The organism is Bacillus sp. A01H (assembly GCF_045277205.1).
GTDB classification, from domain to species: domain Bacteria; phylum Bacillota; class Bacilli; order Bacillales; family Bacillaceae_G; genus Bacillus_A; species Bacillus_A paranthracis.
This window is the reverse complement of the sequence record NZ_CP117702.1, coordinates 854,889-876,778: the sequence shown is the minus strand read 5'-3', so window position 1 is coordinate 876,778 and position 21,890 is coordinate 854,889. Positions and strand designations below refer to the sequence as shown.

Below are 21,890 nucleotides of genomic sequence, written 5' to 3'. Positions count from 1 at the left end.
CCTTATACATTCACAAAATACAAAGCGAAACCTTCATCTATAGGCTTTCATCTTCCACCAAATTTTGAAGTGGAAGATGAAAAAATATCAATATACAATACGTTCTGGTAATACTGTTCCATACAATTTAAAACCACCATCTACATTCTTTACCTTATATCCTTTTTCCATTAACATGCGCGCTGCAACATATCCTCTCATACCGAGTTGACACGTAATATATATATCTTTATCCACTGGCACTTCATTCAAACGATCACGTAATTCATCTAACGGAATATTAACAGAGCCTTTAATCATTCCTTGTTTTAGTTCATTAGGCTCTCGAACATCAATAAGATATCCACCATTTTCAACAATATGATCTATTTCATGCCATTGGACTGTTTCCACAAAACCATCTACTATATTACTTGCTGCATACCCTACCATGTTTACAGGGTCTTTTGCAGAAGAATATGGCGGGGCATATGATAATTCTAAATCTGGCAAATCAAGTACAGTTAAATTTGCTTTTATTGCCGTTGCGATAACATCCATACGCTTATCTACACCGTCACGTCCTAGAGCCTGTGCTCCGTAAATTTTCCCACTATCTTTATTAAAAATTAATTTTATTAGCACTGGCGTAGCATTCGGGTAGTATCCCGCATGCGAATTTGCCTGTACATGCACTACCTCATAGGGTATATTTAATCGTTTTAATATTTTCTCATTTACTCCAGTCGAAGCAACTGTTAAATCAAAAACTTTAGCTACAGAAGTTCCGAGTGTACCTTTATATACAGAATCTGTATGACCATGAATAATATCTGCTAACATACGACCTTGACGATTAGCTGGCCACGCTAAAGGAATCATCGTTTCTATTTCTGTAACAAAATCTTTCACTTCTATCGCATCACCAATTGCATATATATGTGGGTCAGACGTTTGAAATTTCTCATTTACTTTTATCGTCCCTCTAACTCCTAATGCTAATCCTGCATCCTTCGCTAAACTACTCTCTGGTTGTACACCAATTGCTAAAATAATCATATCTGTTTTTATAACTGAGCCACTTTTTAAACGTACAACAGTCCCGTTCTCTTCTAATGCATCTACACCATCTTCAAAAACAAGCTCAACATTGTGCTTGTTCAAATGCTCATGCACATATGCCGCCATTTCATAATCGATTGGTGGCATCACTTGATTTGCCATCTCTACAAGAGTAACATCAATCCCTCGTTCTCTTAAGTTTTCAACCATTTCCACTCCAATAAATCCGCCACCAATCACCGTCGCATGACGTGGTTTCTTCTCATCAATATACGCTTTAATACGATCAGTATCCGGTACATTCCGTAACGTAAACAACGCCTTCGCTTCTTCAATACCCGGGATAGATGGAACAATTGGTTTCGCCCCTGATGAAAGAATTAACACATCATATTTCTCGTTATATGTTTCATTTGTCGTTACATTCTTTATCGTAATTGTTTTCTCTTCTTTATTAATCTGTACTACTTCACTCAATACACGTATATCTAAATTAAAACGCTTCGACATTCTTTCAACAGTTTGTACTAATAATTTTTGTCTTTCTGTAATGACACCGCCAATATAATATGGCAATCCACAGTTTGCGAATGAAATGTATTCACCACGTTCAACCATAATAATTTCATCTTCCTCACTTAATCGACGAAGCCTTGCAGCTACTGAGGCCCCGCCAGCAACTCCGCCTACTACAACTATTTTTCTGGACATATTTTAAACCTCCATAGTATTTAATTTTCTCAAACTTCACACAAAACCTATACCTGTATGGGTATATAATAAATTATAAAAAAGTTAATTTCAATCAATATGTCTTTCTTTCACAAATTTGAAACAAATAAAAAAGAACTTAGATATCTCCAAGTTCTTTTACGTATAGTTCTATAACTTTCTGTACGATTACATCTGCTGTATTTTCCTCCGGTGGCATCAATAAATTTGTAACCGGCCCATACACAACAGGACTTAATTCCACTTCATAACCACCATATGAAATTTCTTCCTTTGTCGGCAAGTAACCAATATATCCGTTCATATATCCACCAAAGAAAGCCAATTCATTTTGAAGATTCTCTTTCACTTCTAATGCCGTTTCCGAAAAAGGTTCCATCGGTATACCTGAAAACATACCATCATTCACTTGAAACAGTTGCACTTCTAAATCAAATGTAGCTTTTCGTTTCACTCAACATCAAAATATTACAATTTTAGATAGAGAAAGCATTTTCATTGTGATATTATGAATCCATATTATTGAAATTAACGGGAGGATACTATGAAAAATCGCTATTTAAATACTTTATTATTGGGGATTATTGCTGTACTCATCGCAATATTTGTTTTAGGCTATTTTAATATCATTTCTTTACCCCAAAAGAAGTCTGTTGTTGCAAAACAAATTAATACAACAAAAGAAACGAATCAACAAAATTCCAACAAGGAAAAGCAAGAATCCAAAAAGAACAATGAGTTGGATATAGATGAAACAAAGGTTTCTTTACTAACTAAGAATGGAAAAGGAGAAACTATACCACTAGGAAAATCAGATTTAGGCACAACACTTGACTACGAAATTTCGCCTAGCGGAGATAAAATAATTTTGAATAGCCGCGTATTGGCTGATGAGCCAGGTAAGTTATCCTTGTATGATTTTAAGGCAGACAAACAGACAGTAGTGAAAATAGATTCCAAATTAAATAACTCACAGACTTGTAAGAGCGTTACATGGATTGATAATAATCACTTATTGCTTGTAATAGGTGGAGCTGCAGGAAGTGCTAACCACGGTGGGGATTTATACACTTATAACGTACAAACAAAGGAATTCAAACTCTTTAAAAAACGTCCTAAAAACATTAGTTATACAAAAGTAGTTGGGGATATGGAATCTTTCTATTTTATCGGTATTCAATACACAGATGACAATTACAATAAATATACTGGTTATGTTGAAACCGTTTCTACAAACGAAATCAAAAATTCTTTATAGTAAATGTGTGCAACAACTTGAATGTGTGAGTAAGGATTTTTAAGTTTATAGATTTACTAGTACTCTAGTTATTGGTATAAAAAACACATAATGAAAAACAGATCAAAAAAAGCCACTATATACATAGTGGCTTTCCTTATCACACATACTTCCGATGCACCATCTTCCCATCATAAGAAAACACAACACCCTTACTCTCCACAATCGACTCCATATGCACCGTTCTTCCCCACAGCTGATGAAGATATGGTAATACCTTTTCTAAGTATTTTAAATCGAGCTCGATTCCTTCGTAACTATGTTTAATGTACAATTCTCCGTTTTTTAAGTAGTCTCCGTCTTCTACTACTAAGTACGGGAAGCCGCCATTTGTACGCATATTTACGAGTTGATCACGTACATGTTCCCACTCTTTATCTATTACTTTATATTCTTTTCCTTGGCGCTGGAATAAATACATATCTTCTCTCATTACGAGATCTTTATTTAAGTAGTTTCTTAAAAACGATACGTCCCATTCGATTTCGCGTACTTCAAAGATTTTATCTCGACCAGATCCTGGTTTTACGCCGCGTCGTTTCATTTCTTCAGTAGGGTTATTGTAGCGCTCCTCTATATCTTCAAACATTTTAATACCGAGGTAGTATGGGTTAATACTCGTTTTTGATGGCTGAACGACGCCCGCATTTAATTTTGCAAATTCGATTGCTTCATCAGATGTTAAGTCCATTTCGCGAAGTATGCGTTGATGCCAGAAGGATGCCCAGCCTTCGTTCATAATTTTCGTTTCAAGCTGTGGCCAGAAATATAACATTTCCTCACGCATCATCGTTAATATGTCCCGCTGCCAATCTTCTAGCTCACGGCTATATTCTTCAATAAAGAGGAGTAAGTCTTTCTCTGGTTGTGGTGGGATTTTCTTCTTTTTACGTACATTGGAGCGTTCCCTCTTTTTATTGCGATCATCTAAATTCCATAAATCATCGTATTGCGATACCTTTTTCTTTTCTACTTCTTCCTCTTCTAAATCATCAATACTCCACGCAAGTTTTGGACGCATAAGCGACGGATCAATATGCTCTTGAATGGCAAGTACGGCATCTAAAAATGTTTCTACCTCTTCTTTTCCGTACTTATGCTCATATGCTTTCACCCGTTCAGCTGTCGCTGACATACTTTCTACCATATCCCGCTTCGTATTTGAAAAACGAATATTATTTTTAAAGAAATCACAGTGCGCTAACACATGCGCTACGATTAATTTATTTTGAATTAACGAGTTCGTATCTAATAAAAAGGCATAACATGGATCAGAGTTAATAACGAGTTCGTATATTTTACTAAGACCTAAATCGTATTGTAATTTCATTCTGAAAAACTGTTTTCCAAAACTCCAATGTGAAAACCGCGTCGGCATCCCATATGCACCAAATGTATAAATAATTTCCGCTGGACATATTTCATAACGCATCGGATAAAAATCAAGCCCAAATCCAGTCGCAATTTCCGTAATTTCCGCAATTGCATATTGCAGTGCTTTATCGTCACTTGCTCTCATTATTTTCCCTCCTTACACTTTCCCTTAAGAAAGTGTATGATTGAGAACAAGCTTTCATGAGGATTGATTGCATAATAAAAAGACACCCTCATAAAAACGAGAATGTCTCATCTATTAACCTTCAATAATCTCCATCTTCTCCGTAATCGGTGTACGAGCTTTTCCTTCTGGTGCTTTATCGAAATAGCCAAGGTGAAGAATTCCAACGATGCGTTGACCTCTAGTTAAACCAAGTCCTTCTATAAATAATGGATTGTAGTTTAATCCACCTGATTTCCAAACACAACCTAAACCGCGTTCCCAAGCAAGAAGTTGGAAGTTTTGCATAAATGCACATGTTGCAGCGTAATCTTCGTCACGTTGAATTTGACGTGGATCTTCATTTATGTAAACAACAATTTGTGCTGGCGTGCTTAAGAAACGATCCGATAAAATTTTACCGCGTTTCGCTCTTTCTTCTTCTGTGAAAGAGTTTAATACTGCGTCTACTAATTTCTGACGACCTTCTCCAATGTATAATTTACAATTCCATGGTTCACGATGTTTATGATTCGGTGCCCACGTTGCGTCGTTTAATAGTTCAATTAATAACTCTTTGTCTACTGCTTTATCTGTAAATGTACGAACAGAACGTCTTTCTTTAATCACATTTGCGATGGAAGTATATGTAGTCATATTTTTCTCTCCCTTATTTTTATCTATATGTATACGTTTATTGTTGATATTGATTTTCAATTTCGATTATACCTTAGTTTTTTACTATTAATCAATGTTTTATGTTGGAAAACTTCCAAAAACTTCAGTTCATACTGTGAATAAAAAAACTTGATTTGTTCACAAGTATTTCACATTTTATGGAAATGATATGTGTACAGTTTTTCACATTATCCATCTAGGAGGAGTTTACATGTACAAAAAAATCGCAGTAAGTATGACTATGGCAGCATTATTATTCGGTGCAACCGTCTTCCCCACTTTCGCTGCTACGCCAAAAGAAGTCACATTGCATCATCATAAACCAATTTCAGAAGAAGAAATGCAGTCGCTCGAAAAACTCGGCTATAACAAACATGAAATTTGGAAAGCTGCCCACATTGCAAAAATGAGTAAAAAAGAAATTAAAGACGTTTTAGCTTACTATAAGCAAAATAATTCTTGGGAGAAAACAGCAGAGCATTTCGGGGTAGACCCAAGTAAGTTAAAAAAGCATCATATGAATAAAGAAACGAAAAAGGCACTACTGCAAGAATTAGCAAATATGCAAAAATCTACACCAGACGGGCTAAAACAAAAAATGAAAGAATATAATATCGGATTACGTCAGCTCACGGTATTAACAATCATCTCTCAAAAAAGTAATACTCCCCTTGATGATGTACTAAAAATGAAAAAAGACGGAATGGATATGAAACAAATTGCAGAAAAATTAAATGTAAAAAAAGAAGATATACGAGCAGAAATGATTAAATTAGTGAAGTCTATTAAGGAAAAGAAAACAAATTAATATGCCAAAAAGGAAGAGTTTTTCAATACTCTTCCTTTTCTTTATGAACTTTCAATTTTTAAGTATAAATTCCCGTATTTCCCAAAAACTAACACAAGAAAATGATATATGTTAGGGGTGAGAAAATGTTCGGTTTATCATCTAAGAAATCCAAAAATACTAATCCAAAAACACTTTGTTCTATTCCAGAATTTATAAAAAGCATGACAGAATCTAGCGATTTTGTCTCTTATAACGTACTTGAAAATGAAACATTATGTTTGTTTTATTATAAATCTGTCGTGGAAGCACTTATTATTAAACAATTTATTTTAACTCCTCTAAAAAAGGAATCGGATCGAATTCAAAACATCTCTGATTTATGTAATATCGTCTCTATTGAAGATATTATTACCTCCCCTTCTATTGATGATATTCGTGAGAAATTATTAGGGGGATATATTTTATTACGCTTAAAAAACAATTCGAATCCCGATCAATATGCTTTAATTCGTGCCGAAAGTACTGTTTTAGGAATACGATTAAATAACGATACAGAAAATGAATATAGCGTAATCGGGCCTAAAATCGGTTTCGTTGAAAACCTTGATACAAATATACACTTATTACGCCGAAATATTGTAACAGAGCAACTCATATTTAAAGAAATGACCGTCGGAACTATGTCAAAAACGAAAGTAGCAGTTGCTTATATAGAAGGCGTTACAAATGAACAATTTATCAACACCGCCATACAACGGCTAGAAGACATTGACTTTGATGTCCCATTTGACGCAACTATGATTGAGCAATTTATTAGTGATAATAGCAATTCACCGTTTCCTGTTTTATTGCCTACAGAACGATTAGATCGAGCTGTATATGCATTGGTTAACGGACAAGTTTTAATTTTAACAGATGGCTCTCCATATGCTTTATCAGGACCGACAACGTTACTAGATTTTTTCATTTCTCCAGAAGATTATTATTTACCGTGGATGATTGGATCGTTCTTTCGCATTATTCGTTTTTTCGGAGCTATATTTTCTCTTTTTTCATCCGCTATTTATACAGCGGCTTTAACGTATCACTATCAAATGATTCCTGCTGATTTACTAGGACCTATTATTTTCTCAAGAGCGAACGTACCTTTCCCACCTATTTTAGAAGCACTCTTTTTAGAAATTACAATCGAATTGCTTCGTGAAGCAGGAGCACGTTTACCTACGAAAGTAGGACAAACAATTGGTATTGTTGGCGGGATTGTAATTGGGCAAGCATCTGTTGAAGCTGCTTTAACAAGTACAATTTTATTAATTGCAGTTGCTTTATCCGCTCTTGCATCTTTCACAACACCGACTGTAAAGATGTCTTCTACTATCCGGTTGTTACGCTTTCCACTTATTCTTTTAGCCGGCGCATTTGGTGGATTAGGTCTTATTGTCGGGTTTGTATTTATTTTAGCTCATTTAATTAAATTAAAATCACTTGGATCACCTTATTTATTACCTTTATATCCATTTCGTGGTTTAGGTACAGCAGAAGGTTTTCTTCGACTACCATTTAGTCAAACAGCACAAAGGCCTTCCTTCCTTAGACCCACATCAAAATGGCGCTATAACCCGAACAAAGTGAAGCAAAAACGTGATGGTGATAATCAATGAAAAAACTTTTCTTGTTCCTTATTATAATCTTTTTTGTTCTACAAACTGGTTGTACACAAACGTATATAGTGGATACACAGCGTATTATTCATATTGCTGGATTTGACATCACAAAAAATAAACAATTCCAAGGAACTATCTTATTCCCAGAATACACACATGGTGTAAAGTCTAAGCCAGAGACGCAATCAACATCTGCTCGTTCACTTGAAACAATCGCTTCACGATTGAACGCTAAATCTCCTCACAATGTTGTTGTAGGTCAAATGCGTGTCGTCCTATTTGGAAAGGCTCTAGGAGAACGCGGAATGGGAGAAATTATTACTAACTTACAACGTGATCCAAATATCGGACGTGATGTTCAACTAGCAATTGTAGATGGAACGGCCGAAGAGCTTTTAAATTACGGAAAAAAAAATGGTTCGTTATATATCGCTGATTTACTCGAGCAAAATATAAGAAATGAGAACATTCCACAAACTGAATTAAACGTCTTTTTATATAATTACTACTCTTCTGTATGTGATGCCTATGTTCCTTATATAAAAATGGGTGATAATCATTCCGTCGCTGTTAAAGGGCTTGCTTTTTTAAGAGGCGATAAAGTCGTCATGTATACGGATAAAAGACATTCTGTTTTAGCAAAATTACTAATTAATCCTACAAAAAATGGGCGTTACGAAGCAGCAATAAAAAAGAATAAAAATAAAGGTATAGTGGTCATACAAAACTTAGCTGGGAAAAATAAATATGATATAGATCAAACTGGCGACATACCAAAAGTAAAAATCCATTTAAAATTAAATGGTTTAATTAAAAACTCTCCTAATTGGATTGATTTAAGAAAAGAAACAAATATCAACTATATAAAGAAACAAATTGAACGAAATGTTGAAAAAGACTGTGAAGATTTAATAAAACAATTTCAAAAAAAGGAAATTGATCCTTTAGGCATACGCGATGAAATTAGAAGTCATACGAGAAAATGGAATATAAAACAAATTCGAAATATGTATAAAAACGTAGCCGTAGATATAAATTTAGATCTTAATATTGTACAATCTGGAATCGGGGAATAGTGAGGTGAAATAAGCAATGAATACAATGAATAAAGCAAAGACAGTCTCTCCATACTTTGCCTTTATATTATTACATTCGCTTCAAATTGGAATAGGAGTTCTTGGGTATCAACGTGTAATTTTAAAAAACGCTGGTTATGATGCCTGGATTTCTCTTATTATTGCGGGGATTGCAACCCATATTGTGCTGTTTTGTATGTTAAAAATGTTAGAAAAAGACGGAGATTTAATTAGCATTCATACAACAACTTTTGGAAAATGGATTGGTTCTATATTTTCCGTGATTTTCACTCTTTATTGCTTATTATTTTGCCTTACTGTTCTTCGTACATATATGGAAGTGATACAAGTTTGGATTTTCCCTACCATTAAATTATGGAAACTAACCTTTATGTTTTTATTAGTGACTTGCTATATTATAAAGGGTGGATTTCGCTCTGTAACCGGAATATGTTTTTGGGGAGTCGTTCTTCCTATTTTCGTTGTATTCTTTTTAATTTATCCAATGAAATACGCTCATTTCCGTAATATTTTACCTATTTTTACACATTCACCTTTTGACATGCTTATATCTGCAAAGCAATCTGCATTAGAGTTTCTCGGCTTTGAAACAATCCTTATCTTCTATCCATTTATTGAAAAAGGTAAGTCTTTAAAAAGATGGGCTCATGCAGGAATTTTTTTTAGCACTTTGATTTATGTAGTTTTAGCTATTGTATCTTTTATGTATTATAGTGAAGGACAATTAAATCATACTATTTGGCCTACTTTAACGATGTTAAAAATAATTAAAGTTCCTTTCATTCAACGGTTTGAATATATTATTATTTTTGTTTGGTTTCTGATTATTTTGCCAAACCTTTGTTTAACTATTTGGTCATCATGCCAAACGATGAAGCGTTCATTTCATATTTCATTTAAATTTACATTACCGTTTTTTATTTTCATCGTTTTTACAGCTTCTTTATTTTTTAAAAACCGTGAAAGTATCAACACATTAAATACAGTACTATCTCAAGCTGGCTTATATATTGTATACGCTTATATCCCGATTTTATTTCTATTCCATTCACTACGATGGCATTTCAAAAATCGGTCAAAAAAATCTTCACCCGACACACCGTAATCTCTGATACAATTTGATTAATACATTTGTAAAGGGGACAAGCGAATGAAAAAGTATGTATTTTCTTTACTTGCAGTACTGAGTTTAATTCTTGCTGGATGCGGAAGTACTAGTACAAATGACCAAAAATCTTCTGAATCAAAAAAAGAAGAACATGACCACGCATCGCACACTCAGCAAGCTGACATTCAAGAGAAAACAAAAGGAGTCGACACACTTCCTACCTTCCTAGACAAGCTTGATCCACAAATGAAAGATATCTATACTGTCGCTGGACAAAATGCAGAACTATTAGATTGGATTCCATGTTACTGCGGTTGCGGTGAAAGTGTAGGACATAAAAATAATAAAAATTGTTTTATTCGTGAAATTAAAAAGAATGGTGAAGTTGTTTGGGATTCTCATGCAACGACTTGCGTCAATTGCCTAGAAATCGCAGTTGAATCTGCTTCGATGAAACAAAAAGGAAAATCAACGCTTGAAATTCGTAACTATATCGATAATAAATACAAAGAAGGATACGGAAAACCAACACCTACGCCAATGCCAAAAGCTTAAAAAACGAGGACATACCTCGTTTTTTCATTCACTTTTTTTCTTAACAAATTCTTTCAAGTGTATTTCTCCTTACTTATCACACACTATATATAACTCTCGGTAAGGAGGGTACACAGTGCAAACATATAACGACTATGATAAAGCTCTCTATTACACGTATTGCTGTAATTGGGATAAATTACTCGTTCTCATGGTTCAAACGAACGATCAATTATTTTCTAAGCGTATTGAGCATTTTTTACACGCTTATCAATACAGTAAAGAACTGCCAGAAGTTGATAAACAATTGCAGCTCCTATTTCAATATATTGACCATGCATCCCAAAAGTCACATATAGAAGAAGTAGAGCAAATTCAAATGTAAACTATAGCGCTATTCTCTTCTGGAGAATAGCGCTTTTTTAAAATGTTCATATCAATAAAAGTTTCCCCGTATAAAACTTTTATTGATAAACATATTTTTTCTTTCTTTTCTGTACCACTTCATACTATAATTTAGTATGTAACTATTATAAGAGAGGTATAAAATATGGGACGAGAAAAAAAGCAAGAATATGCTTTATTTACCGCGTGGGGAGCTTCGTTTATTGCTACACTAGGAAGTCTATACTTTTCCGAAATCATGAAATTTGAGCCTTGTGTCCTTTGTTGGTATCAACGCATTTTCATGTATCCATTCGTTTTATGGCTCGGTATCGCTGTAGTAAAAAAAGATTATCGCATCGCAAGTTATTCTTTACCGATCGCAAGTATTGGTGCTTGTATTTCTTTATATCACTATGCAATTCAAAAAGTCGCAGCATTTTCGGCTGCAGGGGCAGCTTGCGGCCGTGTACCATGTACGGGAGAATACATAAACTGGTTCGGCTTTGTGACAATCCCGTTTTTAGCACTTATCGGCTTTATTACAATCGCTGTTTGTAGCTTTATTGTCATCAAAAACAAATAAGGAGATGAAAGAATGAAAAAAATGCTTATATTTGGCGGTATTATTATCGTCTTATTTGCGGCAATCTTTGCTGTAACTCAAATGGAAAAGAAAAACGCATCGACAGATGAAAAAGGTTACTACTCAAATAAAATTTCTCTTGAAGATCTCAATAAAAATATAGAAGATAAAAAAGAACAAACGATTTACTTTTATCAAACCTCTTGCGTTCATTGTCAAAAGGTCTCTCCTATTGTTGTACCTTTAGCGAAAGATTTAAATGTTGATATGAAAGTAATTGATATTGAAAATTTAAACGAGCCTTGGGATAAGTACGATATTAAAGGAACGCCAACGATTATTCATTTTAAAGATGGTAAAGAAGTAAGCCGTATTAGCGGAGAACAATCAAAAGAAAAGTTTAAAGAATGGTTTGAACAAACGAAAAAATAACGAGAAAAGGAAACTCCTTCTACACATGAAATGGACGTAAAATTCCAAACTAATGTATAAGGAGGGGGTTTTATGCCAGAAGTAAGATGCTCTGTTTCCAATTGTTCATTTTGGGGACAAGGTAACTTTTGTCAAGCAAGTGCGATTATCGTTCAGCCAGATGCGGATGAAACTGGTCAAACTGAAAATGAATCGTATACAAGTGCAGTTTTAACGAACGAGACGCTAGAAAGTTCTGTAGCAACAAGTGTAGAGACTTGTTGTCATACATTTAAGCCAAAATATTAAACATAAAAAGCATACGACTAATCGTATGCTTTTTTACATTCCCCTCCAAAAATCATGCATAATAAAAAAGTACAAAATAACGAGAACGGCTGTCCCGCATAACGTAATACGCCGATATATACTTTTCTCCCCTTCCCTTGCCTTAACAAATGCCCAAATAAATCCGAAGAACAATATTAAATCAACGTATGGAACATAAAACGAAAAGACGAGAAAAGCATACAAATACACGATAAATAAACAGGTCGTTACTAAGAAAACTTTAAACGCAAATTCACTTTTCATAATGTAACCGCCCCCTATCTGTACTGTATTATATTCAGCAAAGTACAATAGTTGCAGTTAAACTGGAAGTAGAAATAAGCTACCGTCTATAATACGGTAGCCTATTACGGAACATTATATTTTCGTTTATATATATTACTTAAAATCGAAGAAGGAATTTGCTCATAACGAATTTTTTCTCCTGTTTCATCCACAATATACAAATTGTTTCCTATATAATATATTCCATCTTTTCGTTTTGAGTACACTGCATATCTTTCGTTTGGCAATACCATTTTCACTTTCGTTAGCTGTCCATTCGGTTCTTGCCAATATATATCCACGCGATCTACTAACGTAAGCATACCAATTTGCTCTTCTTCTACTTTACGACCATTCCAGCTCACAACACGATAACCAAGCTTATTCGCTTCATATTCCGGGCTCGTATGAAACCGAGAAATGATTACTTTCGTCTGTAATTGAACTCGGTCATATAACCACTGTATATCCCTGTCATGCATACGAATACAGCCATTTGATTCCCTACTTCCAATTGTCCATTCCCGATTTGTCCCATGAATCGCATATTCATTTTTATCTAGTCCAAGCCATCTCGTACCAAGAGGGTTATTTGGTGCACCACCAGCTATTTTTTTTCGATGGTATTCTTTATTTTTATATTTAGTTATAATACAAAAATTACCTTCAGGCGTAGGTGTACGATCTCTTCCAGTTGTTACGGGGAATGTTTTTGTATAATTTCCATTTTCAAAAAAAGACAACTGGTTTGTCGTAAGATTCACTAATATTAAATGATCTGTACTAGCAAAAGCACTAACCGGTAGAATGAAAAATAATAGTATGACGAAACATAGCTTTTTCATCTATACCCCCCCTAGCGCTCACTATAATAAGTGGAATTAACTTTACTTTGCTCTTATAAATGAAAACTATCCATTTACAATAACGCCCCCATTTACATGTATCATTTGCCCGGTAATATAGGATGAATCACCAGACGCTAAATATACATATGCTGGCGCTAATTCATATGGTTGTCCAGGTCTTTGCATTGGAACATTGCTTCCAAACTGTGATACTTTTTTCTCATCAAAGCTCGATGGAATAAGTGGTGTCCAAATTGGTCCTGGCGCAACACCATTTACACGAATCCCTTTTTGCACTAATGACTGAGAAAGTGATCTTGTGAAAGCAACGATTGCCCCTTTCGTTGCAGAATAATCAATTAACGTTTCATTTCCTTCGTATGCAACGATAGACGCGGTATTTATAATGACATCCCCTTGCTTTAAATGAGAAAGTGCGGCTTTCGCAACGTGAAAATAAGAAAAAATATTAATACGAAAAGTCTTTTCTAGCTGTTCTGCTGTAATATACTCTAGTCCTTGCTGCGGATATTGCTGTGCGACATTATTTACTAAAATATTCAAACTACCTAGCTGCCGGACAGTCTCTTGTACAATATCTTTACAATGCTGTTCATCACTTAAATCACCTGGCAACAATACGCACTTTACGCCTTCTTTCTCAACATATTGTTTCGTCTCATTTGCATCCCCCTCCTCATCTAAATACGCAATCGCAATATTTGCTCCCTCTTTCGCAAAAGCGATAGAAACAGCTCGTCCAATTCCGCTATCTCCACCTGTAATTAATACATTCTTTCCTTTTAACTTTTCGCTTCCTTTATAATTTGGATCTTCAAACTGCGGTAGAGGATTCATTAATGATTCAATGCCAGGCTGTTTATTTTGATGTTGCGCCGGCATTGTTACAAAGTTTTTTTGCTGCGGCATAATTTCTTTCAACTCCTTTTTCTTATAATGTGCATAATAAAAACTGAAATTCGCACATCATATTACGATTAATATTCGAATTTAAGACACAAAATATGAATTGTTGTAAACTTTTTATGCAAAACTATTGCAAAATAGATAAAAAACGAATATTATATATAACTGTTGTGAAAATTATTCGTAAACAGAAAGGATGTTTATATGTTTAACCTTTCAAAACATAAAACTTCTATTAAAACTGAAATTATGGCAGGTATTATTACCTTCTTAACAATGGCATATATCATTGTCGTAAACCCAGTTATCCTTGGGGATGCAGGTGTTCCATTTGAACAAGCATTTACAGCAACCATTATCGCTGCTGTTGTCGGAACATTATTTATGGCGATCTTTACAAACTTACCAATCGCAATTGCACCAGGTATGGGATTAAATGCTTACTTCTCTTACTCTGTTGTAAAGGCTCATGAAGGCATGACTTTCGCAATTGCATTCTCTGCTGTATTCGTAGCAGGTATGATTTTAATTTTGTTATCATTCACATCTTTCCGTACAAAATTAATGGAAGCAATTCCTGAAAACTTAAAACATGCAATTACTGCTGGTATCGGTCTTTTCATCGCCTTTATCGGTTTACGTTTAACAGGTATCGTTACAAAAAATGAAGCAAACTTAGTTGGACTTGGTGATCTTCACTCTGCTCCAGTACTACTAGCATTAGCTGGACTTGGAATTACGATTGTTCTTATGTCTTTAAATGTAAATGGCGCACTATTTATCGGTATGTTATTAACTGGTATTATCGCTTTCTTCACGGGACAATTATCATTCTCAAACGGTGTTACATCAATGCCTGGATTACCAGAAGGAATTATCGTTTCAAATCCAATTACTGCTGTATCTGACGTAATTAACTACGGATTATACGGCGTTGTATTCTCATTCTTCCTTGTTACATTATTCGATACAACAGGTACATTACTTGGCGTTGCTCAACAAGGTGGATTTATGAAAGATGGAAAACTTCCAAAAGCTGGACGAGCTCTTCTATCTGACTCATTCTCAGCAACAATCGGTTCTATGTTCGGAACAACACCATCAACAGCTTACATTGAATCTTCTGCTGGTGTTGCAGCTGGTGGTCGTACTGGTTTAACAACTGTTACAGTAGCTGTTCTATTCGCACTAGCAGCATTCTTCGGACCATTAGTAAGTGCCGTTTCTGGTGTATCAGCTATTACTGCACCATCATTAATTATCGTTGGTAGTCTTATGATGGGTTCAGTTCGCCACATCGATTGGGACGCATTTGATGAAGCATTCCCAGCATTCTTAGTAATCTTAAGCATGCCACTTACATCAAGTATCGCAACAGGTATTGCACTTGGATTTATTTCATATCCACTTATGAAAGTGGCAAAAGGTAAATTCCGTGCTGTTCACCCACTTGTATATGTATTTGGAATTTTGTTTGCTTATCAATTGATATTCTTACCACATTAAAAAAGTAGAGCATCGGATTTCGATGCTCTACTTTTCTTTTATAACAATCATTCAAACTATAACGGTCCCTCCAAAATATGAAGGAGCTTATAATCTTTTAATATTTCTCTTCTACCTGTAATTCTTTACTATACTTTTGAATGAAAACTGACGAAACAACCATTACCATTCCTACACTAAATCCAATAAGCTGATCCAGTAGCATTTCATCATGAATGAACCAGCGCAGTAAAAATACCCCACCAAAAATAAGCATCATAATAAATCCAGTATGTCTAAGCCCTTTATATACATTTTCCATATGTATCACCTCTCTCGTATATTAATATTTAAGCCCTATTACAGGCTTAGATTTTCTTCTTAATAAGAGCCCTATAAATAAAAATACTTGGACGTCCCAAGATATTTCTAGATAATGATTTTAGGATCATTTGGGACAATTCTTTCACCTCCTGTGGATTTACCACATTTGAAGAGTGTTTCTCAGTGAACGTGCGGGACTCCCTACTCGCAGGCTGAGCAGCCTGACCCTCGAACCTAGATGATAGTAGCTCTAGGGCGGCTTTCGATTCAGGACTAGCTCTCATACACGAGGTTGTTGGTCGGCGTACACACTAGAGATATCTCGAGACGTCCAAGAAATGATTCTAATATAGAAGGGAGGTCTCTTACATGAGATTATTTGTTGGTTTAGATGTAAGTTCGTTTGATATGAAAGTTTGCTTTTTAAATGGTGATGGAGAAAAACTGGATTCTTTTTCGGTCAGTAATGACCTACCGGGAGCTACTACACTCAAAGAAAAATTATTACAGTGTGTTGCAGGTAAAGAGGTCGACATCCTTAAGATTGGTCTAGAATCCACCTCTGTTTACAGCTTTCATCCTTCTATGTTTCTTCACCATGATATAGATTTACAGCGTTTTGGAGCAAAAGTATTTCTCCTAAACCCAAAGCAAGTCGCAAATTTTAAGAAAAGTTATTCTGACATGAATAAAACCGATGAGATTGATGCCTTTGTCATTGCTGATTACTTACGATTTGGCCGTAATCAAATGTCTATCGTAAAAGAAAGCCAGTACGTGGCACTGCAGCAATTAACTCGATCACGATACCAACTTGTCAAAATGTTAACGAAAGAAAAACAACACTTTCTTCAACACCTAAGTTTTAAATGTAATACATTTTCACAAGAGGTGGATACTTCCGTATTCGGTAGCGCCATGACAGAACTATTTCTTGAAAAATTCAGCTTAGAGGAACTCGCTAATATGCCTTTAGAAGAACTCGCTGAGTTCCTACAGAAAAAAAGTCGAAACCGTTTTGGTGATCCAAAATGCGTAGCAGCATCCATTCACAAAGCTGTGAAAGTTTCTTATCGCTTGGATAAGGTTGTAGAAGATTCAATAGATGTCATCTTAGGTACATCCATCGCAGTCATTCGTACGTTTCAACAGCAAATCAAGGAATTAGAAAAGTCTATTAAAAAAATCATGGCTGGTTTGACCCAAACACTTGAATCTATTCCTGGAGTAGGCCCTGTTTTCGCTGCCGGTATCATTGCTGAAATTGGCCAAATCGAAAGATTTGACGATGAAACAAAAATAGCCAAATACGCTGGATTATACTGGCGAAAGCACCAATCCGGTCGTTTTACAGCCGAAGATACTTCATTATCCCGTACAGGTAATCATTACTTGCGTTATTACTTAGTTGAAGCCGCCAATTCAGTAAGAAAGCATGTATCAGATTATCAAGAGTATTACGTGAAAAAATATAATGAAGTACCAAAACATCAACACAAACGTGCACTCGTTCTAACCGCAAGAAAATTTGTGCGATTGGTGGATGCGCTACTACGTAGCCACCAACTTTTTACGCCTGGAAGGTGTGTGAAAGAATGACATAAAATTTTGTCATCGCTACCTTTCATTATTTTCCAGTAAATTACATTCGTTACTGGTTTAGTTTTGTGATGCCTTTTTTAAACAAATTGACCTTTGACAACTTTAAACTTTGTTATTTCTAAGTTGACATACTACCGCAGGTCTACATACTTTTATCCATATTATACCATAATCTAAAAACGTGTATAACCAACATTCGGTATCGAAACCAATAATAAAAAAGACTGCAGAGAATCCCATCTCCACAGCCTAATTATTATTTTTGCAAGAACGCTTTTAAATCTGCAAACTGTCTCTTTGCATCTTCATAGCCTTGCTCATATAGATTTTGTAGTTTTGCTGTATCTTTTTCCATACGATCTACTTGAAGCGGTACTTCTGGACGAATAACAAATAAATTACCCGCTTGTTCTTCTTTTTCAATGTAGTGAAGTGTTTCATTATACACTTCATAGCGATTTAGCATCGTGTTAACAAGATTCGGATATTTTTTATAAGCTTTCGCAGCAATCCACCCAAATCTTGATTTTTTCTTTGCGTAACCGTGATTTCTTGTTAAAATTACGACTGATTTTTTAAATCCATCTTCCTGTGCTTTACGAACTGGAATTGGATCTGAAATCCCGCCATCTAATAATTGCTTACCACGATAATTTACTACTGGTGCAATGAAAGGTAATGAACTAGAAGCTTGTAATAAATTTAGTGCATCGTCATTCGTTCCCTCTTTTTCAAAATAAACAGACTGTCCTGTTTCACAATCCGTCGTTCCTACAAGGAAACGCTCTGGGCTATTAAAGTATGTTTCAAAATCAAACGGCACATGCTTTTCTGGGATTTCATGAAAAATAAAATCCATATCAAATAGCTGACGTTTTCTCCATAAGTTTTTATACGATAAATATTTCGGATGTGATGCATAATCAATATTTACTGTTTTATTTCTATTTCTTTGTCTGGAAAGATACGACGCTGCATGACAAGCACCAGCTGATACACCGATTACATATGGAAAATATAAATCTTGTTCCATAAAGTATTCTAATATCCCGCCCGTATATACACCACGCATACCGCCGCCTTCTAATACTAACCCTGTATTTTCAAGCATGTTACTCTCTCCTCTATATATATTGACTCTTTAATTATTCACCATGTTAAGTATCTGTTTCTATTATATATGAGTTCTTTCAGAAATTATATTTAAAAGACTTGAGAAAACGGAATTTTTTCTTCCAATTATATTTCCAAATGATCAGAGACATCCTTTATAAACCTCTGAATAAAATCTTGTTCTTCTTTCGTATATCTATCTAAGAGTAACAGCCACTTTTCTTCAGCTTGTTTATGCAATTTATCATGAGCTTTATATATTTCATTTCCGCTTTCCGTTAAGCGAAAGAAAATTTCTTTTTGATTGTCTAACATTTGCATCTTCTCAACGAATTTCTTTTGGAACAACTTTGTACAAACTTTAGAAATCGCACCCTTCGTCATTCCCATTTCTATCGTAATTGCCGTTACATTCATCAGACCATTTTTCCCGATACACTCGATTACATGTAACTCAGATAAAGACATACCACTTACACCTGTCTCACGAAGAAACTTCTCATTTTGTCCTTTCAAATGTTCTTCTCTTTTATGCAAAAGTGTACGAATGTCCGAAAGTATTTCCATTTGTTTCGTTGCATAATCCAATCTGTTCACCCCCTAAGTTTCCAAAGAAACAATTTAGCTATATACCATTTTAAAATCATTTTTTCATATTTACAAGTGAGAAAAACATGTTAAACTAAATTTAGTTTCCAAGGAAACTAAAAAAGGGGAGGTTAACATAATGAAAAAATCCAAACTACATTTCAGTTTATATGTTGTCTGTATTAGTGCCTTACTTGGTTCCTTCGCTCAAAATATTTACACACCTATCTTGCCCATGATTCAAGGTTCTTTTCATACTTCTCTTTATCTTGTAAATGTAACAGTTTCACTTTTCACGTTCATTCTTGCAATTATGCAGCTCGTATATGGACCTTTCATTGATACAAAAGGGAGAAAATCTGTCCTTATCCCTAGTTTAGTCATTAGTACAATTGGTTCAATCGGATGTGCTTTTTCGGCAAACATTTATTTATTTCTCTTTTTTAGAGCTGTTCAAGCCATAGGAATAGCGGCTATACCTGTAGTTTCAGCAACGATTATCGGCGATTTATTTGAAGGAAAAGAACGCGGAGAAGCGATGAGCCTATACCAAATGTTACTTGCCCTCGCACCTGCGATTGGTCCTCTCATTGGTGGTTATCTCGGCAGTATAAATGGCCACTTATCTGTATTTCTATTTTTATCTATACTTGGCATTCTTTTATTAATGATAAACCTTTCACTACTTCCAGAAACAAAACCTACTGTAATGAAGCAACCGCAAGCAAAAAAGAATTACTGGTTTATCTTAAAAAATAAAACTGGATTTTCTATTACTCTTATTGGCTTCATTCAATTTTGTATTTACTTTTGCTTTCTCGTTTTTTTACCGAGTATTTTAACAAATTCATTTCATTTAACTGTAAAGGAAATTGGTCTTATGTTTGTACCAATGTCTCTTTCTATCATGCTGGGAAGTTTTTGCTACAAGTTTTTGCAAAAACGCCTCACAACAAAGCAAACTTTATTTATTACGAGTTTCTTCAATATTATATGTGTCGTTTTATTCTCTTTCACATATAGCATTAATATCCCATTCATCATTATCGTTACATCTTTGTACGGTTTTAGTATGGGACTTTCTATGCCAACTCACACTACTTTGTTAACGGAAGAATTCGTACAAGAACGCGCAACAGCTATCGGTATGTACAACTTCATCCGCTATCTTGGTATGGGCACAGGCCCACTTATAGGTGGATTTCTTTTATTTAACCAAAATTACTTTTGGATTTTCTTCCTAGGCGCAATTATATTTTTACTTGTAATCTTATATGCAATGAAAATGCTACGCTTCCCTGCCACACAAAAAGCAAAATAGAGACCTACAGATGGTCTCTATTTTAAACTCTTTGATCCGCAACAATATGAATATCAATATGTTTCGTCTGTCTCATAATTTCATTTACAATAGAACCTTTTCGAATTTCTTCCCACCGCGTTCTCGCTGATTGCCCAAGTAAAATTTGTGTTACTTGCAATCTTTTCGCGACTTCAATAATAACATCCGCTGGCTTTCTTCCTTTTGCTTCTTCTAATACAAAACTTGCATCAAATTGATTCGTGAGCGCCTTCCACTCTTCAATTGTTTGTTTTTTACTAGCTGAAAGAGAGTCTATATTTTCTCTTTCAACATTGAATACATACAATTCAGCGTTTAAGCGATCAGCCATGCGCCAGCCCCGTCTTATTAATTTCTCTGCTGTTGAACTGTACTGTACACAAACGAGAATTTTTTCTTTCACTCCGATTGGTTCTATCACTGTTTGACTAATCTTTTCGTCCATATCGTCAGCGACTTCCCGAAGTGATAATTCTCTTAGTGCTCCTAAATTATTAAGCGTAAAGAAATTTTGTAAGCTTTGCTGTATTTTTTCTTCCTTATATATCTTTCCATCTATTAGTCTTTTCCTTAACACTTCCGGCGTTGCATCAACTAGCTGAATTTCATTCGCCTTTTGCAAAATAAAATCTGGGATACGTTCTCTTACTTTTACATTTGTAATTTGAGCTACAATGTCATGAACGCTTTCTAAATGTTGGATGTTAAACGCTGACAATACGGATATACCAGCCTCTAACAATTCTTGTACATCCATATAACGCTTCTTATTTTTAGAGCTGGGAATATTACTATGCGCAAGTTCATCCACTACAACTACTTGCGGCGCACGTTTTATAATGCCTTCCACATCAAGCTCATAAAATACTTTTCCTTTATACTGTATTTCTTTCAAAGGAACTTTTTCTAAATCAGCAATTGCTTCTTCCGTCTCTTTTCTCCCGTGCGTTTCAATTAAACCAATTACAATATCCGTACCGTCCTTTTTCATCTCTCTAGCATCATAGAGCATTTTATAACTTTTCCCTACTCCTGGAGCAGCCCCTACATATAGCTTTAACTTCCCACGATTTTGCTGACGAATATATTCTAAATATTCCTCTGGCGTTCGCCTTTGAAACGTCGGTTTATAGTCATCTGCATACAAAACACACACAACCTTTCTTTCGAAACAACACTACCTCAAT

At 35.0% G+C, this 21,890-nt stretch carries 23 protein-coding genes and 1 pseudogene; 13 read left to right on the top strand and 11 right to left on the bottom strand.

The window, feature by feature from the left end; genetic code table 11:
* Positions 1-87: 87 nt before the first annotated feature.
* Positions 88-1,752, bottom strand: coding sequence for a CoA-disulfide reductase (gene cdr / locus PSR14_RS04695; protein ID WP_098487031.1), 1,665 nt, complete (start codon positions 1,750-1,752; stop codon positions 88-90).
* A gap of 139 nt (positions 1,753-1,891) precedes the next feature.
* A pseudogene (locus PSR14_RS04690) lies at positions 1,892-2,221 on the bottom strand (alkaline ceramidase); the annotation flags it as partial.
* Positions 2,222-2,317: 96 nt separating this feature from the next.
* Between PSR14_RS04690 and PSR14_RS04685 the strand changes: the two are divergent.
* Positions 2,318-3,031 (top strand): DUF4652 domain-containing protein, encoded by a 714-nt coding sequence (locus PSR14_RS04685; RefSeq protein WP_098487030.1) that lies wholly within the window; start codon positions 2,318-2,320, stop codon positions 3,029-3,031.
* Between the two features lie 139 nt (positions 3,032-3,170).
* Here the strand turns inward: PSR14_RS04685 and spoVR are convergent, their stop codons facing one another.
* The gene (spoVR, locus tag PSR14_RS04680) at positions 3,171-4,589 is read right to left on the bottom strand and encodes a stage V sporulation protein SpoVR (protein ID WP_001202713.1); all 1,419 of its coding nucleotides are present in this window, start codon (positions 4,587-4,589) and stop codon (positions 3,171-3,173) included.
* 114 nt (positions 4,590-4,703) lie between these two features.
* Positions 4,704-5,264 carry a nitroreductase gene (locus PSR14_RS04675; RefSeq protein WP_000214810.1) on the bottom strand — a complete coding sequence of 187 codons (561 nt, stop codon included), beginning with the start codon at positions 5,262-5,264 and terminating at the stop codon, positions 4,704-4,706.
* Positions 5,265-5,496: 232 nt separating this feature from the next.
* On the opposite strand from PSR14_RS04675, the gene PSR14_RS04670 reads away from it, so the two are divergent.
* The 9 genes from PSR14_RS04670 (at position 5,497) to PSR14_RS04630 (ending at position 12,168) form a co-directional block, all read left to right on the top strand.
* The gene (locus tag PSR14_RS04670; protein WP_048558018.1) at positions 5,497-6,093 is read left to right on the top strand and encodes a hypothetical protein; all 597 of its coding nucleotides are present in this window, start codon (positions 5,497-5,499) and stop codon (positions 6,091-6,093) included.
* Between the two features lie 125 nt (positions 6,094-6,218).
* The gene (locus PSR14_RS04665; protein WP_098487029.1) at positions 6,219-7,736 is read left to right on the top strand and encodes a spore germination protein; all 1,518 of its coding nucleotides are present in this window, start codon (positions 6,219-6,221) and stop codon (positions 7,734-7,736) included.
* Positions 7,733-8,815 (top strand): Ger(x)C family spore germination protein, encoded by a 1,083-nt coding sequence (locus PSR14_RS04660; RefSeq protein ID WP_000732619.1) that lies wholly within the window; start codon positions 7,733-7,735, stop codon positions 8,813-8,815. Before PSR14_RS04665 ends, PSR14_RS04660 begins: the two co-directional genes overlap by 4 nt.
* A 16-nt stretch (positions 8,816-8,831) precedes the next feature.
* Positions 8,832-9,941, top strand: a complete 1,110-nt coding sequence (locus PSR14_RS04655; RefSeq protein WP_001095022.1) for a GerAB/ArcD/ProY family transporter — start codon at positions 8,832-8,834, stop codon at positions 9,939-9,941.
* Positions 9,942-9,986: 45 nt separating this feature from the next.
* Positions 9,987-10,499, top strand: a complete 513-nt coding sequence (locus PSR14_RS04650) for a PCYCGC domain-containing protein (RefSeq protein WP_000761036.1) — start codon at positions 9,987-9,989, stop codon at positions 10,497-10,499.
* A 115-nt stretch (positions 10,500-10,614) separates the two neighbouring features.
* Positions 10,615-10,863: a YhdB family protein gene (locus PSR14_RS04645; RefSeq protein ID WP_001195458.1), complete on the top strand. Its 249-nt coding sequence runs from the start codon at positions 10,615-10,617 to the stop codon at positions 10,861-10,863.
* Positions 10,864-11,028: 165 nt separating this feature from the next.
* Positions 11,029-11,448, top strand: coding sequence for a disulfide oxidoreductase (locus tag PSR14_RS04640; protein ID WP_000532258.1), 420 nt, complete (start codon positions 11,029-11,031; stop codon positions 11,446-11,448).
* Between the two features lie 12 nt (positions 11,449-11,460).
* The gene (locus PSR14_RS04635) at positions 11,461-11,880 is read left to right on the top strand and encodes a thioredoxin family protein (RefSeq protein WP_000738457.1); all 420 of its coding nucleotides are present in this window, start codon (positions 11,461-11,463) and stop codon (positions 11,878-11,880) included.
* A 72-nt stretch (positions 11,881-11,952) separates the two neighbouring features.
* Positions 11,953-12,168, top strand: coding sequence for a DUF1540 domain-containing protein (locus PSR14_RS04630; protein WP_001115486.1), 216 nt, complete (start codon positions 11,953-11,955; stop codon positions 12,166-12,168).
* Positions 12,169-12,201: 33 nt separating this feature from the next.
* Here the strand turns inward: PSR14_RS04630 and PSR14_RS04625 are convergent, their stop codons facing one another.
* The 3 genes from PSR14_RS04625 to PSR14_RS04615 all read right to left on the bottom strand — a co-directional run bounded on the left by PSR14_RS04625 (position 12,202) and on the right by PSR14_RS04615 (position 14,252).
* Positions 12,202-12,453, bottom strand: a complete 252-nt coding sequence (locus tag PSR14_RS04625; protein WP_000834195.1) for a hypothetical protein — start codon at positions 12,451-12,453, stop codon at positions 12,202-12,204.
* 104 nt (positions 12,454-12,557) lie between these two features.
* Complete coding sequence (locus tag PSR14_RS04620) at positions 12,558-13,319, bottom strand: L,D-transpeptidase (RefSeq protein ID WP_000732025.1); 762 nt, start codon at positions 13,317-13,319, stop codon at positions 12,558-12,560.
* A gap of 66 nt (positions 13,320-13,385) precedes the next feature.
* A complete protein-coding gene (locus PSR14_RS04615) occupies positions 13,386-14,252 on the bottom strand; it encodes an SDR family oxidoreductase (RefSeq protein ID WP_001136277.1) in 867 nt (288 codons plus the stop codon).
* A gap of 201 nt (positions 14,253-14,453) precedes the next feature.
* On the opposite strand from PSR14_RS04615, the gene PSR14_RS04610 reads away from it, so the two are divergent.
* Complete coding sequence (locus tag PSR14_RS04610) at positions 14,454-15,755, top strand: NCS2 family permease (protein ID WP_000482726.1); 1,302 nt, start codon at positions 14,454-14,456, stop codon at positions 15,753-15,755.
* A 97-nt stretch (positions 15,756-15,852) separates the two neighbouring features.
* Here the strand turns inward: PSR14_RS04610 and PSR14_RS04605 are convergent, their stop codons facing one another.
* A complete protein-coding gene (locus PSR14_RS04605; RefSeq protein WP_000432811.1) occupies positions 15,853-16,056 on the bottom strand; it encodes a hypothetical protein in 204 nt (67 codons plus the stop codon).
* A gap of 371 nt (positions 16,057-16,427) precedes the next feature.
* Here PSR14_RS04605 and PSR14_RS04600 point away from each other — a divergent pair, with 371 nt between their 5' ends.
* Positions 16,428-17,657: an IS110 family transposase gene (locus PSR14_RS04600; protein WP_098487274.1), complete on the top strand. Its 1,230-nt coding sequence runs from the start codon at positions 16,428-16,430 to the stop codon at positions 17,655-17,657.
* A gap of 259 nt (positions 17,658-17,916) precedes the next feature.
* Here the strand turns inward: PSR14_RS04600 and PSR14_RS04595 are convergent, their stop codons facing one another.
* Both PSR14_RS04595 and PSR14_RS04590 read right to left on the bottom strand, forming a co-directional pair.
* Positions 17,917-18,771, bottom strand: a complete 855-nt coding sequence (locus tag PSR14_RS04595; RefSeq protein ID WP_000892678.1) for a patatin family protein — start codon at positions 18,769-18,771, stop codon at positions 17,917-17,919.
* 128 nt (positions 18,772-18,899) lie between these two features.
* Positions 18,900-19,361, bottom strand: a complete 462-nt coding sequence (locus PSR14_RS04590) for a MarR family transcriptional regulator (RefSeq protein WP_000384218.1) — start codon at positions 19,359-19,361, stop codon at positions 18,900-18,902.
* A 139-nt stretch (positions 19,362-19,500) separates the two neighbouring features.
* On the opposite strand from PSR14_RS04590, the gene PSR14_RS04585 reads away from it, so the two are divergent.
* Complete coding sequence (locus tag PSR14_RS04585) at positions 19,501-20,682, top strand: MFS transporter (protein WP_074533043.1); 1,182 nt, start codon at positions 19,501-19,503, stop codon at positions 20,680-20,682.
* Between the two features lie 22 nt (positions 20,683-20,704).
* Here PSR14_RS04585 and kdpDN read toward each other — a convergent pair whose 3' ends face one another.
* A complete protein-coding gene (gene kdpDN, locus PSR14_RS04580) occupies positions 20,705-21,859 on the bottom strand; it encodes a KdpD-like non-kinase potassium sensor (RefSeq protein WP_073535891.1) in 1,155 nt (384 codons plus the stop codon).
* Positions 21,860-21,890: the final 31 nt, after the last annotated feature.

Coding starts and splice junctions, on each gene's coding strand:
- cdr (WP_098487031.1), bottom strand. CDS start 1,752: ATGTCCAGAAAAATAGTTGTAGTAGGCGGAGTTGCTGGCGGGGCCTCA.
- PSR14_RS04685 (WP_098487030.1), top strand. CDS start 2,318: ATGAAAAATCGCTATTTAAATACTTTATTATTGGGGATTATTGCTGTA.
- spoVR (WP_001202713.1), bottom strand. CDS start 4,589: ATGAGAGCAAGTGACGATAAAGCACTGCAATATGCAATTGCGGAAATT.
- PSR14_RS04675 (WP_000214810.1), bottom strand. CDS start 5,264: ATGACTACATATACTTCCATCGCAAATGTGATTAAAGAAAGACGTTCT.
- PSR14_RS04670 (WP_048558018.1), top strand. CDS start 5,497: ATGTACAAAAAAATCGCAGTAAGTATGACTATGGCAGCATTATTATTC.
- PSR14_RS04665 (WP_098487029.1), top strand. CDS start 6,219: ATGTTCGGTTTATCATCTAAGAAATCCAAAAATACTAATCCAAAAACA.
- PSR14_RS04660 (WP_000732619.1), top strand. CDS start 7,733: ATGAAAAAACTTTTCTTGTTCCTTATTATAATCTTTTTTGTTCTACAA.
- PSR14_RS04655 (WP_001095022.1), top strand. CDS start 8,832: ATGAATACAATGAATAAAGCAAAGACAGTCTCTCCATACTTTGCCTTT.
- PSR14_RS04650 (WP_000761036.1), top strand. CDS start 9,987: ATGAAAAAGTATGTATTTTCTTTACTTGCAGTACTGAGTTTAATTCTT.
- PSR14_RS04640 (WP_000532258.1), top strand. CDS start 11,029: ATGGGACGAGAAAAAAAGCAAGAATATGCTTTATTTACCGCGTGGGGA.
- PSR14_RS04635 (WP_000738457.1), top strand. CDS start 11,461: ATGAAAAAAATGCTTATATTTGGCGGTATTATTATCGTCTTATTTGCG.
- PSR14_RS04630 (WP_001115486.1), top strand. CDS start 11,953: ATGCCAGAAGTAAGATGCTCTGTTTCCAATTGTTCATTTTGGGGACAA.
- PSR14_RS04625 (WP_000834195.1), bottom strand. CDS start 12,453: ATGAAAAGTGAATTTGCGTTTAAAGTTTTCTTAGTAACGACCTGTTTA.
- PSR14_RS04620 (WP_000732025.1), bottom strand. CDS start 13,319: ATGAAAAAGCTATGTTTCGTCATACTATTATTTTTCATTCTACCGGTT.
- PSR14_RS04615 (WP_001136277.1), bottom strand. CDS start 14,252: ATGCCGCAGCAAAAAAACTTTGTAACAATGCCGGCGCAACATCAAAAT.
- PSR14_RS04610 (WP_000482726.1), top strand. CDS start 14,454: ATGTTTAACCTTTCAAAACATAAAACTTCTATTAAAACTGAAATTATG.
- PSR14_RS04605 (WP_000432811.1), bottom strand. CDS start 16,056: ATGGAAAATGTATATAAAGGGCTTAGACATACTGGATTTATTATGATG.
- PSR14_RS04600 (WP_098487274.1), top strand. CDS start 16,428: ATGAGATTATTTGTTGGTTTAGATGTAAGTTCGTTTGATATGAAAGTT.
- PSR14_RS04595 (WP_000892678.1), bottom strand. CDS start 18,771: ATGCTTGAAAATACAGGGTTAGTATTAGAAGGCGGCGGTATGCGTGGT.
- PSR14_RS04585 (WP_074533043.1), top strand. CDS start 19,501: ATGAAAAAATCCAAACTACATTTCAGTTTATATGTTGTCTGTATTAGT.